The 25,622-nt window shown below is 75.9% G+C and carries 26 protein-coding genes; 17 read left to right on the forward strand and 9 right to left on the reverse strand.

Annotated elements, in window-relative coordinates; translation table 11 throughout:
- Position 1: 1 nt before the first annotated feature.
- On the reverse strand, positions 2 to 1,189 hold the full coding sequence (locus ACQP12_RS17115) for a PucR family transcriptional regulator (RefSeq protein WP_433280072.1): 1,188 nt from the start codon (positions 1,187 to 1,189) through the stop codon (positions 2 to 4).
- 96 nt (positions 1,190 to 1,285) lie between these two features.
- Here ACQP12_RS17115 and ACQP12_RS17120 point away from each other — a divergent pair, with 96 nt between their 5' ends.
- Positions 1,286 to 2,944, forward strand: a complete 1,659-nt coding sequence (locus tag ACQP12_RS17120) for an FAD-binding dehydrogenase (protein WP_433280074.1) — start codon at positions 1,286 to 1,288, stop codon at positions 2,942 to 2,944.
- Positions 2,945 to 2,977: 33 nt separating this feature from the next.
- On the opposite strand, the gene ACQP12_RS17125 is transcribed toward ACQP12_RS17120, so the two are convergent.
- From ACQP12_RS17125 to ccsA, 5 genes are read right to left on the reverse strand one after another with little or no spacing between them, the layout of a single operon-like run.
- Positions 2,978 to 3,880 (reverse strand): cytochrome c-type biogenesis protein CcmH, encoded by a 903-nt coding sequence (locus ACQP12_RS17125; RefSeq protein ID WP_433280076.1) that lies wholly within the window; start codon positions 3,878 to 3,880, stop codon positions 2,978 to 2,980.
- Entirely contained in the window at positions 3,877 to 4,425 is a 549-nt protein-coding gene (locus ACQP12_RS17130) for a TlpA family protein disulfide reductase (protein WP_433280078.1), read from the reverse strand. Before ACQP12_RS17130 ends, ACQP12_RS17125 begins: the two co-directional genes overlap by 4 nt.
- Positions 4,422 to 6,359, reverse strand: a complete 1,938-nt coding sequence (locus tag ACQP12_RS17135) for a heme lyase CcmF/NrfE family subunit (RefSeq protein WP_433280080.1) — start codon at positions 6,357 to 6,359, stop codon at positions 4,422 to 4,424. The genes ACQP12_RS17130 and ACQP12_RS17135 overlap by 4 nt, the downstream gene beginning before the upstream one ends.
- The gene (locus ACQP12_RS17140) at positions 6,349 to 6,759 is read right to left on the reverse strand and encodes a cytochrome c maturation protein CcmE (RefSeq protein WP_433280081.1); all 411 of its coding nucleotides are present in this window, start codon (positions 6,757 to 6,759) and stop codon (positions 6,349 to 6,351) included. Before ACQP12_RS17140 ends, ACQP12_RS17135 begins: the two co-directional genes overlap by 11 nt.
- Positions 6,756 to 7,499, reverse strand: coding sequence for a cytochrome c biogenesis protein CcsA (gene ccsA / locus ACQP12_RS17145; protein WP_433280083.1), 744 nt, complete (start codon positions 7,497 to 7,499; stop codon positions 6,756 to 6,758). The genes ACQP12_RS17140 and ccsA overlap by 4 nt, the downstream gene beginning before the upstream one ends.
- A 153-nt stretch (positions 7,500 to 7,652) precedes the next feature.
- Here ccsA and ACQP12_RS17150 point away from each other — a divergent pair, with 153 nt between their 5' ends.
- From ACQP12_RS17150 to qcrB, 10 genes are read left to right on the forward strand one after another with little or no spacing between them, the layout of a single operon-like run.
- On the forward strand, positions 7,653 to 8,681 hold the full coding sequence (locus tag ACQP12_RS17150) for a cytochrome c oxidase subunit II (protein WP_433280085.1): 1,029 nt from the start codon (positions 7,653 to 7,655) through the stop codon (positions 8,679 to 8,681).
- 8 nt (positions 8,682 to 8,689) lie between these two features.
- Positions 8,690 to 10,618 carry a cytochrome c oxidase subunit I gene (gene ctaD / locus ACQP12_RS17155; protein WP_433280086.1) on the forward strand — a complete coding sequence of 643 codons (1,929 nt, stop codon included), beginning with the start codon at positions 8,690 to 8,692 and terminating at the stop codon, positions 10,616 to 10,618.
- Positions 10,615 to 11,241, forward strand: coding sequence for a cytochrome c oxidase subunit 3 (locus ACQP12_RS17160; RefSeq protein WP_357946726.1), 627 nt, complete (start codon positions 10,615 to 10,617; stop codon positions 11,239 to 11,241). The genes ctaD and ACQP12_RS17160 overlap by 4 nt, the downstream gene beginning before the upstream one ends.
- Complete coding sequence (locus ACQP12_RS17165) at positions 11,241 to 11,642, forward strand: hypothetical protein (protein WP_357946724.1); 402 nt, start codon at positions 11,241 to 11,243, stop codon at positions 11,640 to 11,642. The genes ACQP12_RS17160 and ACQP12_RS17165 overlap by 1 nt, the downstream gene beginning before the upstream one ends.
- On the forward strand, positions 11,630 to 11,965 hold the full coding sequence (locus ACQP12_RS17170) for a hypothetical protein (protein WP_433280088.1): 336 nt from the start codon (positions 11,630 to 11,632) through the stop codon (positions 11,963 to 11,965). The genes ACQP12_RS17165 and ACQP12_RS17170 overlap by 13 nt, the downstream gene beginning before the upstream one ends.
- Entirely contained in the window at positions 11,893 to 12,534 is a 642-nt protein-coding gene (locus ACQP12_RS17175) for a cytochrome c oxidase assembly protein (protein WP_433280090.1), read from the forward strand. The genes ACQP12_RS17170 and ACQP12_RS17175 overlap by 73 nt, the downstream gene beginning before the upstream one ends.
- On the forward strand, positions 12,531 to 12,917 hold the full coding sequence (locus ACQP12_RS17180) for a c-type cytochrome (RefSeq protein ID WP_433280092.1): 387 nt from the start codon (positions 12,531 to 12,533) through the stop codon (positions 12,915 to 12,917). The genes ACQP12_RS17175 and ACQP12_RS17180 overlap by 4 nt, the downstream gene beginning before the upstream one ends.
- A 3-nt stretch (positions 12,918 to 12,920) precedes the next feature.
- Positions 12,921 to 13,706: a cytochrome bc1 complex diheme cytochrome c subunit gene (gene qcrC / locus ACQP12_RS17185; protein ID WP_433280094.1), complete on the forward strand. Its 786-nt coding sequence runs from the start codon at positions 12,921 to 12,923 to the stop codon at positions 13,704 to 13,706.
- Complete coding sequence (locus ACQP12_RS17190) at positions 13,703 to 14,566, forward strand: Rieske 2Fe-2S domain-containing protein (protein WP_433280096.1); 864 nt, start codon at positions 13,703 to 13,705, stop codon at positions 14,564 to 14,566. Before qcrC ends, ACQP12_RS17190 begins: the two co-directional genes overlap by 4 nt.
- Positions 14,563 to 16,326, forward strand: coding sequence for a cytochrome bc1 complex cytochrome b subunit (qcrB, locus tag ACQP12_RS17195; RefSeq protein ID WP_433280098.1), 1,764 nt, complete (start codon positions 14,563 to 14,565; stop codon positions 16,324 to 16,326). The genes ACQP12_RS17190 and qcrB overlap by 4 nt, the downstream gene beginning before the upstream one ends.
- 60 nt (positions 16,327 to 16,386) lie before the next feature.
- On the opposite strand, the gene ACQP12_RS17200 is transcribed toward qcrB, so the two are convergent.
- The 3 genes from ACQP12_RS17200 to ACQP12_RS17210 are packed head-to-tail and all read right to left on the reverse strand — an operon-like array spanning position 16,387 to position 19,240.
- Entirely contained in the window at positions 16,387 to 17,241 is an 855-nt protein-coding gene (locus ACQP12_RS17200; RefSeq protein ID WP_433289307.1) for an ABC transporter ATP-binding protein, read from the reverse strand.
- 26 nt (positions 17,242 to 17,267) lie between these two features.
- A complete protein-coding gene (locus ACQP12_RS17205) occupies positions 17,268 to 18,293 on the reverse strand; it encodes a FecCD family ABC transporter permease (RefSeq protein WP_433280100.1) in 1,026 nt (341 codons plus the stop codon).
- The gene (locus tag ACQP12_RS17210) at positions 18,290 to 19,240 is read right to left on the reverse strand and encodes a FecCD family ABC transporter permease (RefSeq protein ID WP_433280102.1); all 951 of its coding nucleotides are present in this window, start codon (positions 19,238 to 19,240) and stop codon (positions 18,290 to 18,292) included. Before ACQP12_RS17210 ends, ACQP12_RS17205 begins: the two co-directional genes overlap by 4 nt.
- A gap of 195 nt (positions 19,241 to 19,435) precedes the next feature.
- Between ACQP12_RS17210 and ACQP12_RS17215 the strand changes: the two genes are divergently transcribed.
- The 6 genes from ACQP12_RS17215 (at position 19,436) to ACQP12_RS17240 (ending at position 25,390) form a co-directional block, all read left to right on the forward strand.
- A complete protein-coding gene (locus ACQP12_RS17215) occupies positions 19,436 to 20,473 on the forward strand; it encodes an ABC transporter substrate-binding protein (protein ID WP_433280104.1) in 1,038 nt (345 codons plus the stop codon).
- Positions 20,470 to 21,306: a siderophore-interacting protein gene (locus tag ACQP12_RS17220; protein ID WP_433280105.1), complete on the forward strand. Its 837-nt coding sequence runs from the start codon at positions 20,470 to 20,472 to the stop codon at positions 21,304 to 21,306. The genes ACQP12_RS17215 and ACQP12_RS17220 overlap by 4 nt, the downstream gene beginning before the upstream one ends.
- Positions 21,307 to 21,407: 101 nt before the next feature.
- Positions 21,408 to 22,532: an FUSC family protein gene (locus ACQP12_RS17225; protein WP_357946698.1), complete on the forward strand. Its 1,125-nt coding sequence runs from the start codon at positions 21,408 to 21,410 to the stop codon at positions 22,530 to 22,532.
- A gap of 3 nt (positions 22,533 to 22,535) precedes the next feature.
- Positions 22,536 to 23,651 carry a M24 family metallopeptidase gene (locus ACQP12_RS17230; protein WP_433289309.1) on the forward strand — a complete coding sequence of 372 codons (1,116 nt, stop codon included), beginning with the start codon at positions 22,536 to 22,538 and terminating at the stop codon, positions 23,649 to 23,651.
- Positions 23,648 to 24,790, forward strand: coding sequence for an acyl-CoA dehydrogenase family protein (locus ACQP12_RS17235; RefSeq protein ID WP_433280107.1), 1,143 nt, complete (start codon positions 23,648 to 23,650; stop codon positions 24,788 to 24,790). The genes ACQP12_RS17230 and ACQP12_RS17235 overlap by 4 nt, the downstream gene beginning before the upstream one ends.
- A 90-nt stretch (positions 24,791 to 24,880) precedes the next feature.
- Entirely contained in the window at positions 24,881 to 25,390 is a 510-nt protein-coding gene (locus tag ACQP12_RS17240; RefSeq protein WP_357946692.1) for an Lrp/AsnC family transcriptional regulator, read from the forward strand.
- Positions 25,391 to 25,622 lie beyond the last annotated feature (232 nt).

The raw sequence follows: 25,622 nt of genomic DNA on the forward strand, positions 1-25,622 counted from the left end.
ATCACCGGCCGCCCAGCCGGTGCCGCAGCGCGAGGTGGAGCACCAGCCGCCGGTCGGGGTCGTCGAGGTCCGCGCCGAACAGCTCGCGCAGCCGGCGCATCCGGTAACGCACGGTCTGCGGGTGGGTGTGCAGGTCCTCGGCCACGGCGACCACCTGCCCCTGCCGGCGCAGCCAGCCGTGCAGGGTCTCGGCCAGCGCCCGGCGGGCGGCCGGGCGCAGGCCGGCCAGCGGGGCGAGGCAGGCGTCGGCGAGATGGTCGGCCAGCCCCGGCTCCCAGCGCAGCAGCAGGGTGAGCAGGTGCTCTTCCCCGGCGACCGGCTCGGCGGGCAGCACCCCGTCGCGGCGCAGCGCCAGGGCCCGCCCGGAGATCCGGTACGACAGCCGGGCCCGGCTCAGCGCCACGTTCGGGCCGAGCGCCGCCCGCCGACCGGCGAGGGCCTGGCGGGCGCGGTCCAGCCGTCCCGGGGTGGCCGGGTCGGGCAGCACGATCCGCACCACGTCGTCGATGACCGTGGCGATGGCGCCGCCGCCGATGGTGTGGCCCAGGTGCTCGGCGTCGTCGCCGTCGACGCTGAGCACGGCGACCGTCCGGGGCAGCGGCCAGCGGGCCGCGTCGGCGGCGGCGCGCAGCGCGGCCTCGGCGGGCGGCTCCGGCTGCACGAGCAGGGTGATCAGCCGCCGCCGGGTGGTGGCCCAGTCCTGCGCGGCGTCCCGCTGCTCGTCCAGGTACCCCTCGGCGGCGGCGCCGGCGAGGGCGTCGACGTAGCCGAAGAGCGCGCCGGCGACCACGTACAGGTCCGCCGGGGCGGGGCCGGCGGGCGTCGTGTGCGCGACCAGGAAGGCCCAGATCTCCCGGCCGCCGACGGTGAGCACGGCGCGCAGCGCGTCGACGCGGTGCCCCTCCCGGTATTCGGTGCGGCCCAGCGCGTGGAAGACGGCCCGGGTGGCGGCCAGGTCCCGGCCCGGGTCGGCGACCGCGTCGACGAAGGCGTCCACCGCGGTCCGCACGCCGAGGGCCAGGCCGCGCCCCTGCCCGCCGGTGAGCGAGCGGCCCTGCGCCCGCATGGCGGCGCGGACGGTCTCCAGGATCCGCCCGTGCAGCGGGGCGCGCAGGCCGCGCAACTGCTCGCCGACCGCCGGCGCGAGGTACGCCAGGCCGGGCTCGATGTCGAGCAGCGTGTCCGCCATCGTCGGCTCCTTTTGTCATCGCGGTGACAAACCCGGTGGCGGATCACGCACGCCCCGACCAAGGATTTTGGCACCCGGCTACGTACGGTCGGTGCCGTGGATACCGATGTGATCGTGATCGGCGCCGGGCTGGCCGGCCTGGTCGCCGCCGCCGAGGCCGCCGACGCGGGCCGCCGGGTGCTGCTGCTGGACCAGGAGCCGGAGCAGAACCTCGGAGGGCAGGCGTGGTGGTCGTTCGGCGGGTTGTTCCTGGTCGACTCGCCGGAGCAGCGCCGGATGGGCATCCGGGACTCCGTCGAGCTGGCCTGGCAGGACTGGACCGGCAGCGCCGCCTTCGACCGCCCGGAGGACCACTGGCCGCGTCGGTGGGCCGAGGCGTACGTGCACTTCGCGGCCGGGGAGAAGCGCGCCTGGCTGCGCGGCCTCGGCCACCGGGTCTTCCCGGTGGTGAGCTGGGCCGAGCGGGGCGGCGCGGCGGCGCAAGGGCACGGCAACTCGGTGCCCCGGTTCCACGTCACCTGGGGCACCGGCCCCGGCGTGGTGGAGCCGTTCGCCCGGCGCGTGCGCGCCGCCGCCGAGGAGGGCCGGATCCGGCTGCTGTTCCGGCACCGCGTCGACGAGCTGGTCACCAGCGGCGGCGCGGTCACCGGCGTACGCGGTGCGGTGCTGGCCCCCGACGACGCCCCGCGCGGGCGACCCACCTCCCGGACCGTGGTGGGCGACTTCGCGTACGCGGCGCAGGCCGTGATCATCACCTCGGGCGGCATCGGCGGCGACCACGACCTGGTCCGGCGGGCCTGGCCGGCGCGGCTCGGCACCCCACCGGCGCGGATGGTCACCGGCGTGCCCGCGTACGTCGACGGCCGGATGCTCGCCGTCACCGAGACGGCCGGCGGTCAGGTGATCAACCCCGACCGGATGTGGCACTACACCGAGGGGCTGCGCAACTGGGACCCGGTCTGGCCGGGGCACGGCATCCGCATCCTGCCCGGGCCGTCGTCGCTCTGGCTGGACGCGACCGGCGAGCGGCTGCCGGCGCCGCTGTTCCCCGGCTTCGACACCCTCGCCACGCTGCGCCACCTGCGGGCCACCGGCCACGACTACAGCTGGTTCGTGCTCACCCAGAAGATCCTGGAGAAGGAGTTCGCGCTCTCCGGTTCGGAGCAGAACCCCGACCTGACCAACCGCAGCGTGCGGCAGGTGCTCCAGCGGGTCCGTCCCGGCGCGCCGGGGCCGGTGGAGGCGTTCAAGCGGCACGGCGCGGACTTCGTCGTCGCCGGCGACCTGCCGGAGCTGGTCGGCGGGATGAACAAGCTGGCCGCCGAGAGTGGCGGGCCGCAGCTCGACGCCGTGGCGCTGCGCCGGCTCGTCGAGGCCCGGGACCGGGAGATCGCCCACCCGTTCGGCAAGGACGCGCAGCTGCACGCGATCCGCGGGGCCCGCCGCTACCGGGGTGACCGGCTCATCCGGGTCGCCACCCCGCACCGGCTGCTCGACCCGGCCGCCGGCCCGCTGATCGCCGTGCAGCTGCACGTGCTGACCCGCAAGACGCTCGGCGGCCTGCACACCGACCTGTCCGGCCGGGTGCTGCGCCCCGACGGCGAGCCCCTGGCCGGGGTGTACGCCGCCGGCGAGGTCGCCGGCTTCGGCGGCGGCGGCATGCACGGCTACAACGCCCTGGAGGGCACCTTCCTCGGCGGCTGCCTCTTCTCCGGCCGCACCGCCGGCCGGGCCGCCGCGGCGGCGGTCGGGTAGCCCGCACGCCGGCCGGTCGTCGACAAGGCCACCTCAGCGCCCGGCGGGTGCCGGCCCGGTGCCGAGCAGCCGCCTGATCTCCGCGGCGGCCGGGTGCGCCGGTGCGACGGCCAGGAAGCGCCGCAGGGTGTCGCCCGCCTCGGCGGACCGGCTGTTCCGCTGCGCGAGCCCCAGCACCAGCAGGCCGTCGGGGGAATCCGGCTCGCGGGCGAGCACGTCCCGGGCGGTTCGTTGCGCGGCGGCGCCGTCGCCGGCCCGGAGCAGCGCGAACGCGAGTCGCACCCGGACGGCGTCGTCGGGCCGGTCCCGCAGCGCCTCCTGGTACATCTGCGCGGCGGCGTCGTACCGGTCCTGGGTCTCCAGGTCGTGGGCGAGTTGGAGGGCGACCGCGACCGGGTCGGCCGGTGCCGGCCGGGCGGGCGGGTCGAGCCGGTCGGCGGCGATCGCGACGGACGCCACGAGCGCCACCACGCCCACGGACGCCAGCCGCCACGCCCGTCGTGCGGTCCGAGCGTCCGGCGTCCGGGGTGCGGCGGGACCGGTCCGGGCGGCACCGGGCCGCAGCGTCCGCCGGGCAGCGTAGCCGCCGGCCAGCAGCGTCAGCACGGGTACGCCCCAGAGCAGCAGCCGGACCCCGCGGTCCGGCGGGTCGGTCAGCACGTCGGCGCCGTACCGCTGGACGAACCACCGCCGGATCTGCGGCGCGTCCCGCCCCTGGGCGAGCTGGTCCGCCACCACCTGCCGCATCGCCGCCGCGATCGGTGACCGGGAGTCCGCCACCGACTCGCCCTGACAGGCCGGGCAGCGCAGCCCGGCGGACACCGCGCGTACCGGGTCCTGCCGGCCGGGGTCGCCCGCCGAGCGGGCCAGCACCGCGCCGGCCGCCGCGGCGAGCGTGACGAGCGCGAGCGCCACCAGGGCGCGCCGCCACCTCATCCGGCCAGCAGCGGTGCGATCCGCTGCTCCAGCCACTGCCGGGTCACCACCCCCTGCCGCCGGTCGACGAGCCGGCCGTCCCGGCCGACCACGAAGGTCTCCGGCACGCCCCGCACGCCCCACTCGACCGCCCGCGTGCCGTCGGGGTCGGGCAGCACGGTCAACCCGGTCGCACCGGTCTCGTCGAGCAGCGCCCGGACCGCGTCGGCGCCGTCGCGGATGTTCAGCCCGACCAGCCGGACGCCGCGCGGGGACCAGCTGCGCTCGGCGTCCACCAGCACCGGCAGCTCATCCCGGCACGGCCCGCACCAGGAGGCGAACACGTTGACCAGCACCACCTGGCCCCGAGCGTCGGACAGCGCGAAGCGGCCACCGTCCAGGGTGGCGCCGGACAGCGCCGGGGCGGGTCTGCCGGCCACCGCCGCGGCCCCGGGGTCCGGCGTGGCGGGTGCGCGCAGGCCGACGGCGATCAGGGCGCCGACGGCGACGGTGAGCGCGAGGACCGTCGCCGGCCCGACGCGCAGCCAGCCGGGGCGCCGCCTCACGTCGCGGCTCCCGATCCGGCGGCCACCGGGGCGGGCCGCCGCCGGTCGGCGCGGGCGGCCGGGCGGGTCCGCGGACGCGCGGCGGCCGCGAGCAACCCGCCGACGGCGGTCAGGGCGCCGCCGGCCCAGATCAGGCCCACGAGCGGGTTCACGGCGAGCCGCACGGTGGCGGTGCCGCTGTCCTCGCTGACGGCGAGCAGCGTGACGTACGTGTCGCGCAGCGGGCCGGCGCCGATCGCGGGCACGGTGACGGTCGTGTCCCGGGCGGCCTGGTAGCGCAGCACCGGCGTGATCGTCCGCGCGGCGCGGCCCGACGCGGTGAGCGCCAGCCGGGCCTGTACGGCCATGCTTGCGCTGCCGCCGGTCCGGTCCACCCCGACCAGCCGGACCGCGACGTCGCCCACCCGCAGGGTCTCGCCGACCCGCAGCGTCCGTTCGGCGTCCCGGCCGTACGCCGACGAGCCGGCCACGCCCACCGCGACCAGGGCGAGCCCGGCGTGCGCGACCAGCCCGGCGAGCCGGCCGGGCCGCCGGTGCGGGCCGGGCCGGCGTAGCCGGTGGGCCAGGTCCCCGGCCAGTCCGGTGAGGACGAACCCCGCCGCGCCGAACGCGGTGAGCGCGGCCGGGCCGGGCCGGCTGAACAGGCCGACGACGGCCACGGTGCCCAGGCCGGCGGCGGCGGGGACGACGAGCCGCCGCAGCGCCGCCGACCGGTCGCGGACCCGCAGGGCCGGCGTCACGCCCATCACCAGCAGCACCACGACCGCCAGGGGCACCGCGGTGCGCTGGTAGTAGGCGGGGCCCACCGACGAGCGGGTCCCGGTCAGCGGGGCGGTGAGCAGCGGCAGGATGGTGCCGATCAGCACCACCGCGGCGATGGTCACCAGGAGCACGCCGTGGACCAGCACCAGGGTGGCCCGGGACAGCGCCCGCGGCCGCCCGGGTCGGGTCGGCTCGGTGCCTCGACGGCCGGTCAGGACGGCCGACACCACCACCGCCAGCAGCACGAAGCCGAGCAGCATCGGGCCCAGCGGCGAGTCGGTGAAGGCGTGCACGCTGGACACCGCCCCGGATCGGGTGAGGAAGGTGCCGAGCAGCACCAGCAGGAAGCTCGCGCAGGCAAGCGCGCCGTGCCAGGCGGCCCGGCCGCGGACCAGGGTGGTGTGCAGGAACGCGGTGGCGGTCAGCCAGGGCAGCAGGGAGGCGTTCTCCACCGGGTCCCACGCCCAGTAGCCGCCCCAGCCCAGCACCGCGTACGACCACCAGGCGCCCAGCCCGATGCCGCCGGTCAGCGCCGCCCAGGCGACCAGCGCCCACGGGCGCGCCAACCGCACCCAGCCCGGCCCGTCCCGTCCCGCCAGCGGCGCCGCCAGCGCGAACGCGAAGGGTACGACCAGACCGAGGTAGCCGGCGTAGAGCAGCGGCGGGTGCACGCCCATGGCCGGGTGCTGCTGGAGCAGGGGATTCGGTCCGGGGCCGTCGGCCGGCACCGGGCTCACCGCGCGGAACGGGTTCGCCGCGAAGGTGGACAGCGCGAAGAAGAACAGCATGACCACGCTGACGACCACCATCGCGTACGCGTGCAGCCGCGGCGGGTACGCGCGCCGGGCCAGCAGCGCCGCGTACCCGCCGAGGATCAGCAGCCACAGCAGCAGCGAGCCGTCCAGGGCGGACCAGAGGCTGGTCAAGGTGTAGTAGAGCGGGACGTGCCGGCCGCCGTTCTCGGCCACGAACCGGACGCTGAAGTCGTGCCGCAGCAGCGCCGTCTCCAGCAGGGCGCAGGCCAGGGCGGCGGCGGCCAGGGTGGCGGCGGTGCCGCGCCGGGCGGTGCGGACGTCCGCGCCGAACAGGGCAACGCGCAGCCAGAGCAGGGCGGTGAGGGTCGCGCAGGCGAGCCCCGCGGCGAGGCCGGCGGTGCCGAGGTCACCCAGCATCGACCGGAACCGCGGGGGAGGACGACGGCCGGTACTCGTTGCCGTGCCGGACCACCACGTGGTCTGAGCGGAACACGCCGTCGGACGAGAGCGTGCCCTCGACGACCGCCCCGGTTCCCTCCCGGAAGGTCTCCGGGGGTACGCCGCGCTGCTCGACGGTGATCTCGTGGCCCGCCTCGGCGAGGCGGAACACGACGAGCTCGCCCTCGTGGCGCAGCGAGCCGGGCACGACGTCGCCGCCGAGGCGGACCCGGTGGCCCGCGAGGCCCGGATCCTCGAGCAGCTCGCCCGGCGTCCGGTAGTACGTGACGGTGTCGCGGAGCGCGCCGGTGACCAGCAGTCCGCCGGCGGCGAGCAGCACCGCGACGAGGGCCGTCCGGCCCGCCCGGCGACGCATCATCCGACTCCGGCCGGCGTGCGCGCGGCGGCGGGGGAGGGCTCGGGGGCCACGTGGCGTTCCAGGTGGCGGACCCGGTGCAGCAGGAGGCAGAACGCGGCGAGGGTCGCGGCGGCCACGGCGAGGAGCAGCGCGGTGGCCATCCGGGGGTCGATGGGCGGCCGGTGGGGGGCCAGCACCGTCGCCTGCTGGTGCAGCGAGCGCCACCAGACCACGGAGAAGTGCACCACGGGCACGAGGAGGAAGCCGGCGACACCGGCGATCGCGGCGGGCCGGGCCACCCGGTGGTCGCCGCCGTCGCGCGCTCCCCGGCGCTCGGCGAGCGTCCGGCGCAGGGCGAGGTAGCCGGCGTAGGCGAGCAGCAGCAGGGCGGTGCTGACCAGCCGGGGATCCCAGGCCCACCAGGTGCCCCAGACCAGGTGCCCCCAGACGGACCCGGTGCCGATGGCGGCGGCGGTGAGCACCACCCCGAGCTCGGCCGCCGCCCGGGCGAACCGGTCCCAGCGCAGGTCACCGCCGATCAGGTACGCCCCGCTGGCGGCGAGGACGACCGCGAACGCGGCGTACGCCACCCAGGCGGCGGGGACGTGCAGGTACATGAGGCGCTGCGCGTCGCCCTGGAGTTCATCGGGGGGCGCGAGCCATCCGCCGGCCACGGTGGCCGCGGTGGCGAGCCCGCCGGTGACCCAGGCCATCGTCCGGCGCGCCGCGGCGGCTCCGGCGGTGTCCGTGAGGAGGTCCACGGTGGAGGCTTGCATCATCTCCCTGTCCGCGTCCCTGAGGCGCTTGACCGAGAAGGTGGGAACTGGACACACCATAGGGCGGGGCGTGTGCCATCTGCCGCCGTTCAGGATAAAAGGTATGAACGCCGACAAGCGGTACTAAGGTCCTTGCCGGTGAAGACGACAGCGCAGACCACCTCGCGCCCGGCGCGGCGGCAGCGCCGGCCGCGATCGGTGCTGCCGCTGCTGTACGGCCCGCTGCTGCTCGCCGGCTGCTCCGGCGGCAGCCCGTCGGCCCTGAACCCGGCGGGGACCGGGGCGGCGCGGGTCAGCGGCCTGTGGTGGCTGTTGTTCTGGCTCTCCATGGCGGTGTTCGCCGAGGTCATGGTGCTGCTCGCCTGGGCGCTCGTGTTCCGGCGCGGCGCCGCCCGGGTGCGTCACGGCCAGCCGTTGCGCTTCGTGACGATCGCCGGGGCCGGGCTGCCGTTCGTCATCCTCGTGGCGGTCTACGGCGTCGGCCTGCGGGACCTCGCCGCGCTCGGCGCCGGCCCGGGCCGCGACGCGCCCACCGTGGAGGTCACCGGCCACACGTGGTGGTGGGAGGTGCGCTACGCGGGCGCCTCCGGCGCGACCGCCAACGAGATCCACATCCCGGTGGGGGAGCGGGTCCGGGTCCGCCTGCGCACCGACGACGTGCTGCACAGCTTCTGGGTGCCGCAGCTGATGCCGAAGATGGACCTGATCTCCGGCGAGACCCGGGAGACCTGGGTGGAGGCCCGGCGCGGCGGCAGCTTCCGCGGCCAGTGCGCCGAGTACTGCGGCACCCAGCACGCCCACATGGCGTTCCTCGTGGTGGCCGAACCCCGCGCCGACTTCGACGCCTGGCTGGCCCGGTTGGACGCCCCCGCCCGGGCGCCGCGGACCGAGGCCGAACGGCGCGGCCAGCAGACCTTCGTCCAGGGCACCTGCGCCGCCTGCCACACGGTCCGCGGCACCGGCGCGCAGGGGCGGGTGGGGCCCGATCTGTCGAACCTCGGCCCGCGGTGGAGCATCGGCGCCGGCGCGGTGCCCAACGACGCCGGGCACCTCGGCGGTTGGATCGTCAACTCGCAGACCGTCAAGCCGGGCAACGCCATGCCCCCGCAGCCGGTCGACGCCGACCGACTGCCCGACCTCATCGCCTACCTGCGGTCGCTGGAGTAGGGGCCGCCATGTCCTCGACCACCAGCACCGCGCCCGGCGTGGGCCGGGACGACCTGGCCCGGCTGGCCGAGCACTGGGCCGAGCCCCGCTCGCTGCGCGCCTGGTTCACCACCGTGGACCACAAGAGGATCGGCCGGCGCTACCTGGTCACCGCCGCGTTCTTCTTCGTCCTCGCCGGGCTCAGCGCCCTGGTGCTGCGCACCCAGCTCGCCCGGCCCGAGTCCGGCGTGGTGTCGCCGCAGGAGTACAACCAGCTCTTCACCATGCACGGCACGGCGATGATCTTCCTGTTCGCCACCCCGATGCTCTTCGGCTTCGGCAACTTCCTCGTGCCGTTGATGATCGGTTCCCGGGACATGGCATTTCCCCGGCTGAACGCCTTCGGCTACTGGGTGTTCCTCTTCGCCGGCCTGTTCATGTGGGCCAGCCTGCCCTTCGGGGCGGCCCCCAACAACGGCTGGTTCGCGTACGCGCCGCTGAACCAGGTGCCGCACAACCCGGGCCCGCACATGGACGTCTACGCCCTCGGGCTGCTGTTCCTCGGCATCTCCACCACCTCGGGCGCCATCAACTTCATCGTCACCGCGCTCAAGCTGCGGGCGCCGGGGATGTCGCTCAACCGGGTGCCGCTGTTCGTCTGGGCGATCGTGGCCACCGCGTTCATGGTGGTCTTCGCCCTGCCGGCGCTGAACGCGGACAACGCGATGCTCTTCTTCGACCGCCGGTTCGGCACCCACTTCTTCGACCCGTCCGGCGGCGGGAACGTGCTGCTCTGGCAGCACCTGTTCTGGATCTTCGGACATCCCGACGTGTACATCATCGTGCTGCCCGCGCTGGGCATCGTCTCCGCGGTGCTGCCCGCGTTCACCCGCCGCGGGGTGGTCGCCTATTCGCTGATCGTGCTCTCCATCGTGGCGATCGCGATCATCTCGTTCGGGGTCTGGGTGCACCACATGTTCGCCACCGGGCTGCCGCAGCTGTCGTACAGCTTCTTCAGCGCGGCCAGCACCGTCATCACCATCCCGTCCGGCATCCAGATCTTCGCCTGGCTGGCCACCATGCTGCTCGGCCGGCTGGTGCCGCGGGTGCCGCTGCTGTTCGTGATCGGGTTCATCGTGACCTTCGTCCTCGGCGGCGTCACCGGCGCGATGTTCGCGGTGACCGCGTTCGACCAGCAGGTCACCGACTCCTACTTCGTGGTGGCGCACTTCCACTACGTGCTGATCGGCGGTGCGGTCTTCCCGATGCTCGCCGGCATCTACTACTGGCTGCCCAAGATCACCGGCCGGATGTACCACGAGGGGCTCGGGCGGTGGGCGTTCGGGCTGACCCTCACCGGCATGCACGTCACCTTCTTCCCCATGCACCTCACCGGCCTGTTCGGCATGCCGCGGCGCGTCTACACCTACCGCAGCGAGCCGGGCTGGGACGGGTGGAACCTGGTCAGCACTGTCGGCTCGTACCTGCTGGCGCTCGGGCTGCTGCTGGTGCTCGTCGGCGTGGTGCACGCGGTGCGGCGGGGCCGGCCGGCGCCGCCGGACCCGTGGGAGGGCGACAGCCTGGAATGGTCGACGGCCTCGCCGCCCGAGCCGTACAACTTCCCGGTCATTCCCCGGGTGCACAGCCTGCACCCGGCCTGGGACGCGCGGACCGCCGAGTCGACCACCACCGGCGCGAGCGCGGACCGCGTCCTCAGCGAGGGCCGGCGCACCCTGGTCACCAGCGAGCTGGACGCGCGCACCGAGCGGGCGGTGGCGATGCCCGAGCCGTCGTTCAAGCCACTCGTCCTCGCCGGCGCGCTGCTGGTCTTCTTCACCGCCATGCTGCTGGCCGCGTACCCGGTCGCGGCCGTCGCCGTGCTGGTGGTGGCGGCGACGATCGCGGCCTGGCTCTGGCCGCCGCGCCGCCCCGACGAGGAACTCGGGGTGGCGTCATGACGGACCGGGGCGGGGTCGTGGCCGCGGCCACCGGCCTCACGGCGCTGACCACGGAGGAGCCGGTCGGCCGGCCGACCGGCTGGTGGGGCATGGTGCTGTTCGTCGCCACCGAGGCCACCCTCTTCGCCTGCCTGCTCGGCAGCTACTTCTATCTCCGCTTCCAGTTCGGTCCGCAGTGGCCACCCGGCGGCGACAAGCCGAAACTGCTCCTCCCGCTGCTGATGACCGCCGTGCTGGTGCCCAGCAGCCTGCCCGTGGTCTGGGCCGAGCACGGCATCCGGCGCGGCCGGCGCGGGCGGCTGCGCGCCGGGCTGGCCGCCACCCTGGTGCTCGGGCTGACCTTCCTGGCCCTGCTGGCCGTCGAGTACGCCGAGGACCTCAAACACTTCACCATGACCACCGACGTCTACGGCTCGCTGTTCTACCTGATCACCGGCTTCCACGGGCTGCACGTGCTGGTCGGGTTGACGATGATCGGGTGGCTGCTCGCCGCCTCCCTGCGCGGTGGCAGCTTCGGGTCCCACCGCCACGAACGCGTCCGCAACGCCGCGATCTACTGGCACTTCGTCGACGCGGTGTGGGTCGCCATCCTGTTCACCATCTACCTCTCCCCGCGGCTGTGATGACCACCGGGCCCGGTCCGCACACCCGCCTGGCCGGCGGGCTGCTGCTCTGGTACGGCGTGCTCGGCGGGGCCGTGGCCTGGGCCGCGCACCTGCTCGTGGCCTGGCCGCTGGACGAGCTGACCTGCGCCGCGGGCCGCGAGCGCATCTCCGCCGTGCCGCTCTGGCTGGCCGTGTGGCTCGCGGTGGTGATCCCGGGCCTGGTCACCGTGGGCTCGCTGCTGGTGGCCACGCTGGTGTGGCGGCGCACCGCCCGGGCGTCGTCGGCCGGCGCCGGGGACCGGGCCGTCGACCGCTCCCGGATGCTCGCCGTGGTCGGGGTCTGGGCGAACCTGCTGTTCCTGACGATCATCGTGCTCGGCGGGGTCGCCGTGCTGGTGTTCCCGCCATGTCAGGGCTGACCGTCTACCGGGCCCACGGGTCCGGCGCGGGCGACGTGGCCGACGGGCTGCTGACGATGCTGGCCGTGGTCGTGGTCTGCCTGCTCGCGGCCGGCTACGGCCGGGGTGTGCAGGAGCTGTGGGCGCGCCGCGGCCGCGGCCGGGTGGTGGCGGGCCGGCGGGTGACGGCGTTCGGCGCAGGGCTGGTGGTGGTGCTGGCGCCGACCAGGGGCCGGTGCACCGGCTGGCGGAGTCCTCCTACGCCGGGCACATGGCCCAGCACATGCTGCTCCTGCTGGTGGCGGGCCCGCTGCTCGCGGCCGGTGCGGCGGGGCTGCCGCTGACCATCGCCGCGCCCCGGCCGCTGCGCCGGCTGCTGGCCCGCCTCCGGGCCGCGGCGCCGGTGCGCCGGCTGCGCCGCCCGGCCGGGTACGCCCTGCTGGCCGCGGCGGCGCAGACCCTGGCCCTGTGGCTGTGGCACCTGCCGGGCCCGTACGTCGCCGCGGTGGACCGCCCGGTCCTGCACGCCGCCGAGCACCTGAGCCTGGTGGCGACGGCCTGGCTGCTGTGGGCGCCGGTGCTCGGCCCGGCCCGGCACCGGACGCCCGCGCCGGTCTCGCTGCTGCTGCTGGTCGGCACCATGTTGCCCGCCTCCGCGCTCGGCGCGGTCCTCACCTTCGCCCCCGAGCCGGTCTACCCCCTGCGTGTCCTCGGCCCCGACCCGCTCGCCGACCAGCAGCTCGCCGGACTGCTCATGTGGGCGCCCATGGACCTGGTGGTCCTGGTGGCGGCGCTGGCGGTCTTCCTCGGCTGGCTGCTGCGGCTTGAGCGGGAGCGGCCCGACCGCCTGGCCACGGCCCGGCCCGGCGCGCCGCCGGCGACGGGCGCCGCAACCGAAGGGATGGTGCGATGAGCCGTCGACTCTGGATGCTGGCAACCGTGCTGGCGGCGCTCCCGGTCGTCGCCGTGTCCGGCTGCGCGTCGACGTCGCCACCACCACCGCCCGAGTCCCACGCCGGGCGGCCGGACCGGGGCGCGAAGCTGATCGCCCGGTACGGGTGCGGCTCCTGCCACACCGTCCCCGGCGTCGACCGGGCCGGTGGGCTGGTCGGCCCGCCGTTGACCCGCTTCGGCGCCCGGTCGTACATCGCCGGTGAACTGCCGAACAACGCGGACAACCTGCGGCGGTGGATCACCGACCCGCAGGCCGTCGAGCCGGGCACCGCCATGCCGAACCTCGGCGTCAGCGCGATCGACGCGCAGGACATCGCCGCGTACCTCTACACGTTGGACTGACGGATGCGGCGACCACGAGCGGTGACCCTGCCCACTTCGCACCCGCGCCGGGCCCTCGTGGTCGGGTCCGTGCTGGCGCTCGCCGCGGGCCCGGTGGCCCTCGCGCCCGCACCCGACCCCACGCCGACCCCGGCCACCACCACTCCCGCCGGCGACCGCGGCACCCAGCTCTACCTGCAGCAGTGCGCGAGCTGCCACGGCGTACGCGGGCAGGGGTCGCAGCAGGGGCCGTCCCTGGTCGGCGTCGGGCCGGCGGCGGTGGACTTCCAGCTCTCCACCGGCCGGATGCCCGTGTGGAGCGAGGTCTCCCAGGCGCGGCGCCGCGAGCCCGTCCTCTCCGCCGGCGACATCTCCGCGCTGGTCGACCACGTCGCCAGCTTCGGCGGCGGCGGCCCGCGGATCCCCCGGGTCGCCCCCGGCGACGTGGTCTCCGGCCGGGACCTCTTCGCCGCCAACTGCGCGCCCTGCCACGGGGCTACCGGCTCGGGGGCCGTGCTCACGAACGGCTGGAGCGCCCCACCGCTGTACGACGCCTCGGCCACCCAGGTCGCCGAGGCGGTCCGGGTCGGGCCCGGGCTGATGCCGGCCTTCCCCGGCCAGGTGCTCACCGATCAGCAGGTCGACGACCTGACCAGCTACGTGCGGCGGCTGCGCACCGAGCGGCTGGACCCGGGCGGCAACCCGCTCGGCCGGCTCGGCCCGCTGGCCGAGGGGCTGCTCGCCTGGCTGGCGGTGCTCGTACTCCTGGTGGCCGGCGTGCGCTGGCTGGGCCGGAGGGCGGCGGAGTGAGGCGCCCGCCCCCGTCGCCCGCCGAGGAGTCCGCGAGTCGCCGGATCGTCGGCGCGTTCCTGGTGAGCGCCGCCGGGGCGGTCGGCTTCGCGGTGACCTACGGGCTGGGCGGCGACACCCGGTGGGAGGGGGTGAGTCTGGCGGTCGCGTTCGCCGGCCTGGCGGTGGGGCTCGCGGTCTGGGCCCGGCGGCTGGTCCCCGTCGGCGGGTACGTCGAGGAGCACGAGGGCTTCACCTCGCCCCCGGCCGAGCAGGCGATGACCGCGGCGGAGTTCGCCGCGCCGGACAGCCCGACGCGCCGGCACGGCCTGCTCGCGGCACTCGGGTTCGCGCTGACCGCCCTCGGCGTCGCGGTGCTGTTCCCGCTCCGCTCCCTGCTCCCCGGGGACCGGGCCCGCCCGCCCCGGGCCCTCAGGGACACCCCGTGGGGGCCCGGCGTACGGCTGGTCGACGACACGGGACGGCCCCTGCGGCCGGACGACGTGCCCGCCGAGACGCTGGTGGCGGTCTTCCCCGAGGGGGACCCCGACGCCGGCGACGCCCCCGCCTTCGCGGTCCGCCTCGACCCCGAGCGCTTCGCCCACCCGCCCGCCGGCGGCCACCTGGGCGGCCTGGTCGTCTGGTCGATGCTCTGCACCCACGCCGGCTGCCCGGTGCGGCTCTACCTCAAGGGCACCGGCCGGGTGCTCTGCCCCTGCCACCAGTCGTCATTCGACCTGCTGGCCGGGGCCCGGGCGGTCGCCGGTCCCGCGGCGCGGCCGCTGCCGGGACTGCCGATCGAGGTCGGCCCGGACGGCTTCCTCCGGGCCACCGGCGACTTCACCGCGCCGCCCGGCGCCGGTTTCTGGAGTCGGCCATGATCATGAACCGGCTGGCCCGCGCGCTGGACGACCGGCTCCGGCTCTCCCCGCTCACCCGCCGGGCGCTGGCGAAGGTCTTCCCGGACCACTGGTCCTTCATGCTCGGCGAGCTCGCGCTCTACTCGTTCGTGGCGCTGATCCTCACCGGCGTCTACCTCACCTTCTTCTTCGACGCCAGCTCCGCCGACCGCGTCTACCACGGGTCGTACGCCCCCCTCGACGGCAGCACCACCTCGGCCGCGTACGCCTCGGTGGTGCGGCTGAGCTGGGACGTGCGCGCCGGTCTGCTCATCCGGCAGACCCACCACTGGGCCTCCCTGGTCTTCGTCGCCGCGATCGTCCTGCACCTGGCCCGGATCTTCTTCACCGGGGCGTTCCGGAAGCCGCGCGAACTCAACTGGCTGATCGGCGTCACCATGCTGACCCTCGCCCTGGCCAACGGCTTCACCGGCTACTCCATGCCCGACGACCTCCTCTCCGGACTGGGCCTGCGGATCATCACCTCGGTGGTGGAGTCGATTCCCCTGGTCGGAACCTGGCTGGCCGCCCTGGCCCTGGGCGGCGAGTTCCCCTCCGACGCGATGATCCCGCGCATGTTCGTCACCCACGTGCTGCTCGTGCCGGCCGTCCTCGTCGCCCTCATCTCCCTGCACCTGGGCATCCTGGTGCGGCAGAAGCACACCCAGTTCCCGGGCCCGGGCCGGACGGAGCACAACGTGGTCGGGTCCCGGCTGTGGCCGAGCTACACCCTGCGCTCGCTCGCCCTCTTCGCCTGGGTCCTGGCGGTCCTGTTCGCCCTCGGCGGCCTGGCCCAGATCAACCCGGTGTGGCTCTACGGGCCGTTCGAGCCGGCCCAGTCCACCTCGCCGGCGCAGCCGGACTGGTACGTCGCCTGGGGCGACGGCGCGCTGCGCCTGTTCCCGCCGTGGGAGTTCCGCGTCGGCGGCTACCTGGTGCCGGCGCCGTTCTTCCCCGGCGTCGTGCTCGGCGGGCTGACGTTCGTGGCCCTCTACCTCTGGCCGTTCGCCGAGCGCCTGCGCACGCGCGACCGCCGCCCGCACCACCTGCTCGACCGCCCCCGGGACCACCCCGTGCGGATCGGTGTCGGGGTGGCCGCCCTGACCTTCTTCGCGGTGCTCGTGGTGGCCGCGGGCGACGACCTCCTGGCCCGGCTGCTCGGGGTGCCGGTCTACGACCTGCTGTACCTCTTCCGGGTCCTGGTGCTCGCCCTGCCGATCCTGACCGGCGCGGTCGCGTTCCTGACCGCGCGGGCGCTGCGCCGTGGCGACGCGCCCTCGCTCGGGGACCTCACCCGGGCCGACCTGCGGCGTGCCGGCCGTCCCTCCCGCCGACCCGCCCCCCGCGACGACGAACCCGAGACGCCCGCGCCGGACCGGCCGGGGGAGCGGATCGAGCTGTGGCCGGAGGGGGAGGTGTGGCGGTGGCGCTACCGCGACGAGATCCGGCGGCTGGTGCTCACCGCCAACCGGGTCGCGGTGTCGGAGGAGGAGGCGGTCGAGGCCGCGCGGCTGGCGTACCCGGGCGTGGACCGGGTCGTGGTGCCGGGGCCGCCCCCACCGCCCCCGCCCGGACCGGTCCGGGCCGCCCTGCGCCGCTGGGGACGGGCGGCGGCCGCCGGTTCGTTGCTCGCCGCGGCGCTGGTCGAGCGCAGGCGTGACCGCCGCCGGCAGCGCGACGGCGACGACGCCGGTCCGGCGGAGAAGGCGGACGCGGCGCCGCGCGGTGGCGAGCCGACGTGAGGCGCGGCTGACGCTCAGGATCTGGGCACGTCCCGCAATTCCCTCTCGCACCGGAGGGGGTCAACCGCCGCCCGGTCCGGTGCCGGCCGGGGCCCTGCCGGCGTCGGCGCCGGCGGTACCGGATCGACGGGCCGCCGGGAGGACCAGCGGGGTGCCGGTCTCCGGGTCCTCGATGATCCGGCAGGGCAGGCCGAACACCTCCTCGACCAGCTCGGTGGTGACGATCCGGCGCGGGTCCCCGGCGGCGACCACCCGCCCGTCGCGCATGGCCACCAGGTGGGTGGCGTACCGGGCGGCCTGGTGCAGGTCGTGCAGCACCGCCACCAGCGTGCGGCCCTGCTCCTCGTGCAGCCGGGCGCAGAGGTCCAGCACCTCGACCTGGTGGGCGATGTCCAGGTAGGTGGTGGGCTCGTCGAGCAGCAGCAGCGGCGTCTGCTGGGCCAGCGCCATGGCGATCCAGACCCGCTGCCGCTGCCCGCCGGACAGCTCGTCGACCGGCCGGTCGGCCAGCTCCGCGACCCCGGTGTCGGCCATCGCCCGGTCGACCACCCGCTCGTCCTCGCGGGACCACTGCCGCAGCAGGCCCTGGTGCGGGTAGCGGCCCCGGGACACCAGCTCGGCCACCGTGAGCCCGTCCGGGGCCACCGCCGACTGCGGGAGCAGCCCGAGGGTACGGGCCACCTGGCGGGCCGGCCGGCGGTGGATGTCCGCGCCGTCGAGCAGCACCGTGCCCCGGGCCGGGCGCAGCAGTCGGGCCAGGGCGCGCAGCAGCGTCGACTTGCCGCACGCGTTCGGCCCGATGATCACGGTGAAGGACCCGTCGGGGACGGCGACCGTGAGGTCCTCGGCGACGGTGCGCCGGTCGTAGCCGAGGGTCAGCGCCTCGCCGACCAGCCGGGGGGTGTCGGGCCGCATCCGGGTTCCCTTCTCGTCGGAGCCGGTCATCGCCGGCTCCCGCGTTCGCCGGCGAGGAGCCAGGCGAGGTAGCCGCCGCCGAGCACGCCGGTCACCACGCCGACGGGCAGTTGCCGGCCGGCGACCGCGTGCTGGGCGAGCTGGTCGGCGGCGAGCAGCAGGGCCGCGCCGACGACCGCCGACGGCAGCAGGTTCGGCCCGGGCGCGCGGGTGAGCCGGCGGGCCAGGTGCGGGGCGGTCAGCGCCAGGAAGGACACCGGCCCGGCGGCCGCCGCGGCGACCGAGACCAGCAGCACGGCCGAGCCGAGCGCGGCGCCCCGGACCCGGCGCACCGGCACGCCGAGCCCGGCGGCGGAGTCGTCGCCCATCTCCAGCAGCCGCAGCGCGGGGGCGCGGGCGAGCAGCACGGCGGGCAGCAGCACCGCCAGCGCGGCGAGCACCGGCAGGGCGTTCGCCCAGCCCCGCCCGTCCAGGCTGCCGGTGATCCAGAGGGCGGCGCGGGCGGCGTCCATCAGCGGGGCGCGGGTGAGCAGCCAGCCGTTGACGCCGGTGAGGACGGCGGTGAGCCCGATGCCCACCAGCACGAGCCGGTGCCCGCCGACGCCGTGCCGGCCGGCGAGGGCGTAGAGCAGCAGGCCGGTGGCCAGTCCGCCGGCGGCGGCCGCCCCGGCCAGCGCGGCGCTGCCGCCGCCGACCACGACCACGGTCAGCGCGCCGGTGGCCGCGCCGGAGGTGACCCCGAGAACGTCCGGGCTGCCCAGCGGGTTGCGGGTCAGCGACTGGAACACCGCGCCGGCCAGGCCGAGGGCGGCCCCGACCGCGAGGGCGGTGACGAGCCGGGGCAGCCGCAGCTCGGTGACGATGAACCGGTCGGCGGGGCTGCCCCCACCGGCCAGCACCCGCAGCACGTCGGCCGGTGCGATCGGATAGTCGCCGGCGCCGACGGCCAGCACGGCGAGGGCGAGGGCGAGGATCGCGCCGGCCAGGCCGACGACGAGGGCGCGGGGGCGCAGGCGCAGCGACAGCCCGCCGGGAAGGCGCAGCACGATCACAGCCGGCCCACCCGCCCGCGCCGCACCAGGTGCAGGAAGAGCGGCCCGCCGAGCACGGCGGTGACCAGGCCCACCTGGAGTTCGCCGGGGCGGCCCAGCAGCCGGCCGGCCACGTCGGCGGTGAGCAGCAGCACCGGCGCGAGCACCGCGCACCAGGGCAGCAGCCGGCGCGGGTCGGGCCCGGTGAGGGCGCGCACCAGGTGCGGGGCGAGCAGCCCCACGAAGACGATCGGCCCGCAGGCGGCGGTGGCCGCCCCGCAGAGCAGCGTGACGGCGACGATGACCGCGCCCCGGACCAGGCCGGGCCGGGCGCCGAGTGCCCGGGCGGAGTCGTCGCCGAGAGCCAGGGCGGCCAGCGGGCGGGTCACCAGCAGGGCGATCAGCAGTCCGGCCAGGACGAACGGCAGCAGGCTCGGCACGGTGTCGGTGCGCGCCCCGGCTAGGGAGCCGACGGTCCAGAACCGCATCCGCTCCAGCGACGTGCTGTCGACCAGCATGACGGCGCTGACGTAGGAGTAGAGGGCCGCGTTGAGCGCCGCCCCGGCCAGGGCCAGCCGGGCCGGGGTGGCCTGCCGGCCGCCGGCGATCGTGTGCACGGCGACGGTGACCGCGGCGGCGCCGAGCAGCGCGTACCAGACCTGGTGGTCGAGGTCGCCGACGCCGAGCAGCACGGTGGCGGTGGCCACCGCGGCCGACGCGCCCGCGTTGATGCCGAGCAGGCCGGGGTCGGCGAGGGGGTTGCGGGTCAGCGTCTGCATGGCCGCGCCGGCGACGCCGAGCGCCGCGCCGGCGGCGAGGCCGAGCAGGGTACGGGGCAGCCGTCCCTGGTGCACGACGGCGTACTCGGGGGAGGCCGGGTCGGTGAGGCCGTGCCACACGTCGGCGAGGGAGAGCGGCTTCGCGCCGAGGGCGAGGCTGAGCACGGCCACCGCGGCGAGCAGCAGCACGCCGAGGGCGAGCCCGCCGGCCCGGAGCCGGTGGCGGCCGGGCGCCGGGGCGGTGACGGCGCCGCTTCGGGGTGGGGTGATGACGGACAGCGTGGGCTCCGAGGGGGCAGGAAGGGCCTTGACGGGAACGTGGGTTAGGTTAGCCTAACCTCGCTGTCCATGGTCGTTCGCAGACCCGTACCGAAAGACTTCGCCATGCCCGATGCCCTGTCCCGCCGCCGGCTCTCCCGCCGCGGCCTCCTCGCCGCCGCCGGCGCCGCCGGCCTCGGCGCCCTCCTCGCCGGCTGCGGCAAGGACGGCGGCGACGCCGCCACCAGCACCGGCCCGACCGGCGGCCCCTGGTCGTTCACCGACGACCGGCAGCAGAAGGTCGACGCCGCCGCCCGACCGTCCCGGATCGTCGCCTTCACCGGGGTGGCCGCCGCCCTGGTCGACTTCGGACTCGACAAGCAGATCGTCGGCGTGTTCGGCGAGACGAAGAAGGCCGACGGCAGCAAGGAGCCGCAGGCCGGCGACCTGAACGTCGAGCAGGTCGAGATCCTGGGCAACGCCTGGGGCGAGTTCAACCTGGAGAAGTACGCCGGGCTCCGCCCCGACCTGCTGGTCACCCACATGTACGACCCGGGCGCCCTCTGGTACGTCCCGGACGAGAGCAAGGCGAAGATCCTTTCCCTCGCACCGAGCGTCGCCGTCACCACGGCCCGCGTGCCGATGACCAAGCCGATCGAGCGGTACGCCGAACTCGCCGCCTCCCTCGGCGCCGACCTCACCGCGAAGAAGGTCACCGACGCGAAGGCCCGGTTCACCGCCGCCGCCGACGCGGTGCGCCAGGCCGTCAAGGCGAACCCGGGGATCAAGGTGATGGCCGCCTCCGGCAGCCCCGACCTGTTCTACGTCTCCAACCCGAAGATCAGCACCGACCTCATGTACTTCGTCGAACTCGGCGTCGACATCGTGGTGCCGACCAAGCTCGAGCAGGGTGACTACTTCGAGGCGCTGAGCTGGGAGAACACCGGCAAGTTCCCGGCCGACCTGATCCTGCTCGACAACCGCCCCACCGCCCTGCAGCCGAAGGACCTCGCCGCCAAGCCCACCTGGGCGCAGCTGCCCGCGGTCAAGGCCAACCAGGTCACCCCGTGGGACGCGGTGCCCCGCTTCTCGTACGCCGGCGCCGCCCCGCTGCTGGAGAACCTGGCCACCGCCATCCGGGGCGCGAAGAAGGTCACGGCGTGACCACCGCCGTCGCCCTGCGGTACCGGTTCTACACCGCCCGGGTGCTCGTCACCCGGGCGGTGGGGGACTGCCTGGTCCGGGTCACCTTCGGCGGCGAGGACCTCGGCGGGTTCGCCGGCGGCGGCCGGGACCAGAGCGTCTCGCTCTTCCTGCCGCACCCCGGCCAGGACACCCCGGTCGTCCCGGTCGAGGCCGGCGAGGACTGGTACGCGGCGTGGCGGGCCCTGGACCCGGACGTGCGGGCCGTGATGCGCTCCTACACGATCCGCGCGCAGCGCCCCGAGACCGGCGAGCTGGACATCGACTTCGTCCGGCACGGCGACACCGGCCCGGCCACCCGCTGGGCCGGCCGGGCCCGCCCCGGTGACCGGGTGCTGCTGCTCGGTCCGGCCGTGCCCGACGAGCGCACCGTGCGCTTCCAGCCGCCCACCGGCGCCGACTCGGTGCTGCTGGTCGCCGACGAGACCGCCCTGCCGGCCGTCGGCGGGATCCTCGACTGGCTGCCCGCCGGCACCCCGGTCCGGGCCTTCGTCGAGGTCCCTGCGGCCGGCGACATCCAGGCGCTGCCCAGCGCCGCCCGCGCCGAGGTGACCTGGCTGGTCCGGGGGGCCACCACGCCGGCCGGCAGCCTGCTGGCCGACACGGTGCGCGCCGCCCGGCTGCCCGGCGCCGCCCCGTACGCGTGGATCGCCGGCGAGGCCGGCATGGTCCGGGCGGTCCGCCGGCACCTGGTCGGCGAGCGCGGCCTGGACCGCCGCCGGGTCACCTTCGCCGGCTACTGGCGGCGCGGCGCGTCGGAGGAGGACCTCCGGGCCGAGGCCGCCGGCGCCTGAGCGGCCCGGCGGCGGGACTACCGGAGCGCCGTCGGGGTAGAGGGGAGCGTGATCGCGCCCGCGCCGCACCGCCGGCGGCGCCCCGACCCGCGGGACGCGCCGTGACCGCGGTGGTGGCCGCCGCCCGGCGCCACGCGCAGGAGGCGTTCGAGCGGCTGCGCCGGTACTTCATCGTCGCCCTCCAGGCCGGGCTGGCGGCCGGGCTGTCCTGGTACGTCGCCAACACCCTGCTGCACAACCCGCAGCCGCTGTTCGCGCCCGCCGCCGCGGTCGGCACCATCGCGGCGGCGATCGGCAACCGGGTACGCCGCACCGCCGAGCTGCTCGGCGGGGTGATCCTCGGGGTGCTCGTCGGTGACCTGATCATCCAGGTGATCGGGAACGGGCCCGTGCAGACCGGGCTGGTCGTCGCGCTGGCCATCTCGGCGGCGGTGGTGTTCCGCAGCAGCGGGGCGGTGATGGTGCAGGCCGGCAGCACGGCCGTCCTGCTGGGCACCGTCGAGCCCAGCGCGCCGGACCTCGCCGTGCCGCGGACCGCCAACGCGCTGGTCGGCGGCGGGGTGGCCGTGGTGGTGGCGCTGCTCCTGCTGCCGCTGAACCCGGTCCGGGTGGTGCACCGCGCCGCCGGCGCCAGCTTCGACATCTTCGCCCACCAGCTGACCGTCACCGCCGAGGCCCTCTCCGCCGGCGACCCGGGGCGGGCCGACGCGGCGTTGCAGCGCCTCCAGACCGCCGAGGCGGAGCGGAAGGAGACCACCGAGATCGTCGCCGCGGCCGCCGAGGTGGCGTCGCTGTCCCCGTGGCGGTGGCGGCGCCGCTCCCAGCTGCGCCGCTACGGGCACGCCGCCACGCACTTGGAGCTGGCCTTCACCAACAGCCGCAACATGGTCCGCCGGGTGGTGTCGCTGCTCGACGCGCGGGAGCCGGTCCCGGCCGACCTGCCGGTCGCCATCGAGACGTTCGGGCAGGCCCTGCGGCTGCTGCACCGCGACTTCCTGGCCGGCCGGACCCCCGAGATCGCCCGGTCCCAGGCGTTGCGCGCCGCCGAGGCGGCCCGCCGGGCCCGGGCCACCGGGCTCGGCTTCTCCGGCACCATCGTCGCCTCGCAGGTCTTCATCGTGGTCAGCGAGCTGCTCCAGGCGTCGGGCCTGACCAAGGCCGAGGCGGACCGGATGAGCGGGTTCGAGCGGCGACCGGGGTCCCGCAGCCGCCCAAACGACCGTTAAGCTCTGGGGGTGGGAACCGACGAGCTGTACCCGGCCGAGCGGCTGGCCGCCGCCCAGCGCGCCACGGCCGCCGCCGGCCTGGACGCGCTGCTGCTCACGCCCGGCTCCGACCTGCGCTACCTGACCGGCTACGACGCGCACGAGGGGGAGCGGCTCACCTGCCTGGTGCTCCCCGCCGACGGCGAGCCCACCCTGATCGTGCCGGTGCTGGAACGCCCCGGCGCCGAGGCCGCGCCCGGCGCCGGCTACCGGATCGTCGACCACGCCGACGGCACCGACCCGTGGCCGCTGGTGCGGGCCGCGCTGCCCGGTCCGGCCGCCGCCGTCGGGCTGGCCGACCGGATGTGGGCCGAGCAGGTGCTCGCCCTGCGCGCCGCGCTGCCCGACGCGGCCCAGCGGCTCGCCTCCGAGGTGCTGCGCGAGCTGCGGATCCGCAAGTCGCCCGCCGAGGTGGCCGCCCTGGCCGAGGCGGGCGCCGCGATCGACGCGGTGCACCGGCGGATGGGGGAGTGGCTGCGCCCCGGCCGGACCGAGGCCGAGGTGGCCGCCGACATCGCCGCCGCCATCCGCGCCGCCGGGCACGTCCGGGTCGACTTCGTCATCGTGGCCGCCGGCCCGAACGGCGCCAGCCCGCACCACCAGACCGGCGACCGGCCGATCGGCGCGGGCGAGCCGGTGGTGGTCGACATCGGCGGCACCATGCCGTCCGGCTACCGCTCCGACTGCACCCGCACCTACGTCGCCGGCGGTCCCGCCCCGGCCGAGTTCACCGACTACTACGCCGTCCTGCACGAGGCGCAGCGCGCCGCCGTGGCGGCCGTCCGCCCGGGGGTCACCGCCGAGGCGCTCGACGCGGTCGCCCGGGACATCATCACGGCCGCCGGTCACGGCGCCGCGTTCCTGCACCGCACCGGCCACGGCATCGGCCTCGACACCCACGAGGAGCCGTACGTCGTGACCGGCAACCCCCGGCCCATCGAGGCCGGCATGGCGTTCTCGGTCGAACCCGGGATCTACCTCGCCGGGCGGCACGGCGCCCGGATCGAGGACATCGTCGTCTGCACGACGGACGGCGGGCAGCGGCTCAACACCACCCCCACGGAGCTCATCGCGCTATGACTGTCGACCGGATCCTCCCCACCGACGAGGCCCACGACCTGCTGGACCTCGCCACCGAACTCGCCGACCGGGAGCTCGCCCCCAGGGCCGCCGGCTTCGAGGAGCGCGCCGAGTTCCCCCGCGAGGTGCTGCGCACCCTGGGCCGGGCCGGCCTGCTCGGCCTGCCGTACGCCGAGGAGCACGGCGGCGCCGCCCAGCCGTACGAGGTGTACCTCCAGGTGCTGGAGATCCTGGCCAGCCGCTGGCTCGCGGTCGCCGAGGCGGTCAGCGTGCACACGCTGTCCTGCTACCCGCTCGCCCAGTTCGGCACCGACGCGCAGCGCAAGCTGCTGCCTGACATGATCGGCGGCGAGCTGCTGGGGGCCTACTGCCTCTCCGAGCCGCAGGGCGGCTCCGACGCGGCGGCGCTCACCACGAAGGCGGTCCGCGACGGCGACGACTACGTGGTCTCCGGCACCAAGGCGTGGATCACCCATGCCCGGGTCGCCGACTTCTACAACATCTTCTGCCGCACCGGCGGCCCCGGCCCGAAGGGCATCTCCTGCCTGCTGGCCGACCGGAACACCCCCGGCATCCACCCGCAGGCCGCCGAGCGGACCATGGGCCTGCACGCCTCCCCGGTCGCCCAGATCGCCTTCGACGAGGCCCGGGTGCCGGCCGAGCGGCTCATCGGCGGGGAGGGGGCGGGCTTCACCATCGCCATGTCGGCGCTGGACTCGGGCCGCCTCGGCATCGCCGCCTGCGCGGTCGGCCTGGCCCAGGCCGCCCTAAACTACGCCGTCGGCTACGCCCGGGAGCGCCAGCAGTTCGGCCGGTCGATCATCGACTTCCAGGGGCTCGGCTTCGCCCTGGCCGACCACGCCACCCAGATCTCCGCCGCCCGCGCCCTGACGCTGGCCGCCGCCCGGCTGCGCGACGCCGGCCGGCCGTACTCGATCGAGGCGGCGAAGGCGAAGCTGTTCGCCACGGACATGGCCATGCGGGTGACCACCGACGCGGTGCAGGTGCTCGGTGGCGCCGGCTACGTCGCCGACCACCCGGTCGAGCGGTACATGCGCGAGGCGAAGGTGTTGCAGATCGTCGAGGGCACCAACCAGATCCAGCGGCTGGTCATCTCGCGGGCCCTGGCGAAGGGCTGATCGCACCGGTGCGCGACACCCGGCACGCGCAGCGTCACGGCGGCGGGCCGGGTGCACCGTGGGAGCGCTTTTCCAGGTAGGTTGCACCGCGTGGAGGAGATCGACCGCGCCATCGTCGCCGCGCTGACCGGAGACGGTCGGCTGTCGTACACGGACCTGGCCGAGAAGGTGGGGCTGTCGGTGTCGGCCGTGCACCAGCGGGTCCGCCGGCTGGAGCAGCGCGGCGTCATCAAGGGGTACGCGGCCCGCGTGTCGTTCGAGGCGCTGGAGCTGCCGCTGACCGCGTTCGTGGCGATCCGGCCGTTCGACCCCTCGCAGCCGGACGACGCCCCGGAACGGCTGGCCCACCTTCCCGAGATCGACTCGTGCTACTCGGTGGCCGGGGAGGACTTCTACCTCCTGCTGGTGCGGGTGGCCAGCCCGGCGGACCTGGAGCGGGTGCTGCAGGAGATCCGGACGTCCGCGAACGTCACCACCCGGACGACCGTCGTGCTCTCCACCCCTTACGAGCATCGCCCGCCGAAGGTCGGCCCGGATCCGGTGGACCAGCACCGGCTCCGTGGGGTCTCGGCCGGTTCGGCGGGTCCGCAGGGGGGTTGACCCCGCTCCGGGAGCGATGATCACCTCCGCCGGCCGCACGCCTGTCATCGGGCGACGGCAGGCGGCGGCGCGCGTGTGCCGGTGGGCGGATCGGGGCGATCCGCGACCATCCGCCTACGCTTTGAACCAACGTTCACCGGGCCGTGGGGGCTCGATGAGCGGGTGAGTCAGTTGGAGAAGGAGTTGGCGTTGCGACAGAACTACCTGGCGGATTGCCGGGGTCGGGCGAGGC

This window comes from Micromonospora sp. CA-244673 (assembly GCF_050948395.1).
Taxonomy (GTDB): domain Bacteria; phylum Actinomycetota; class Actinomycetes; order Mycobacteriales; family Micromonosporaceae; genus Micromonospora.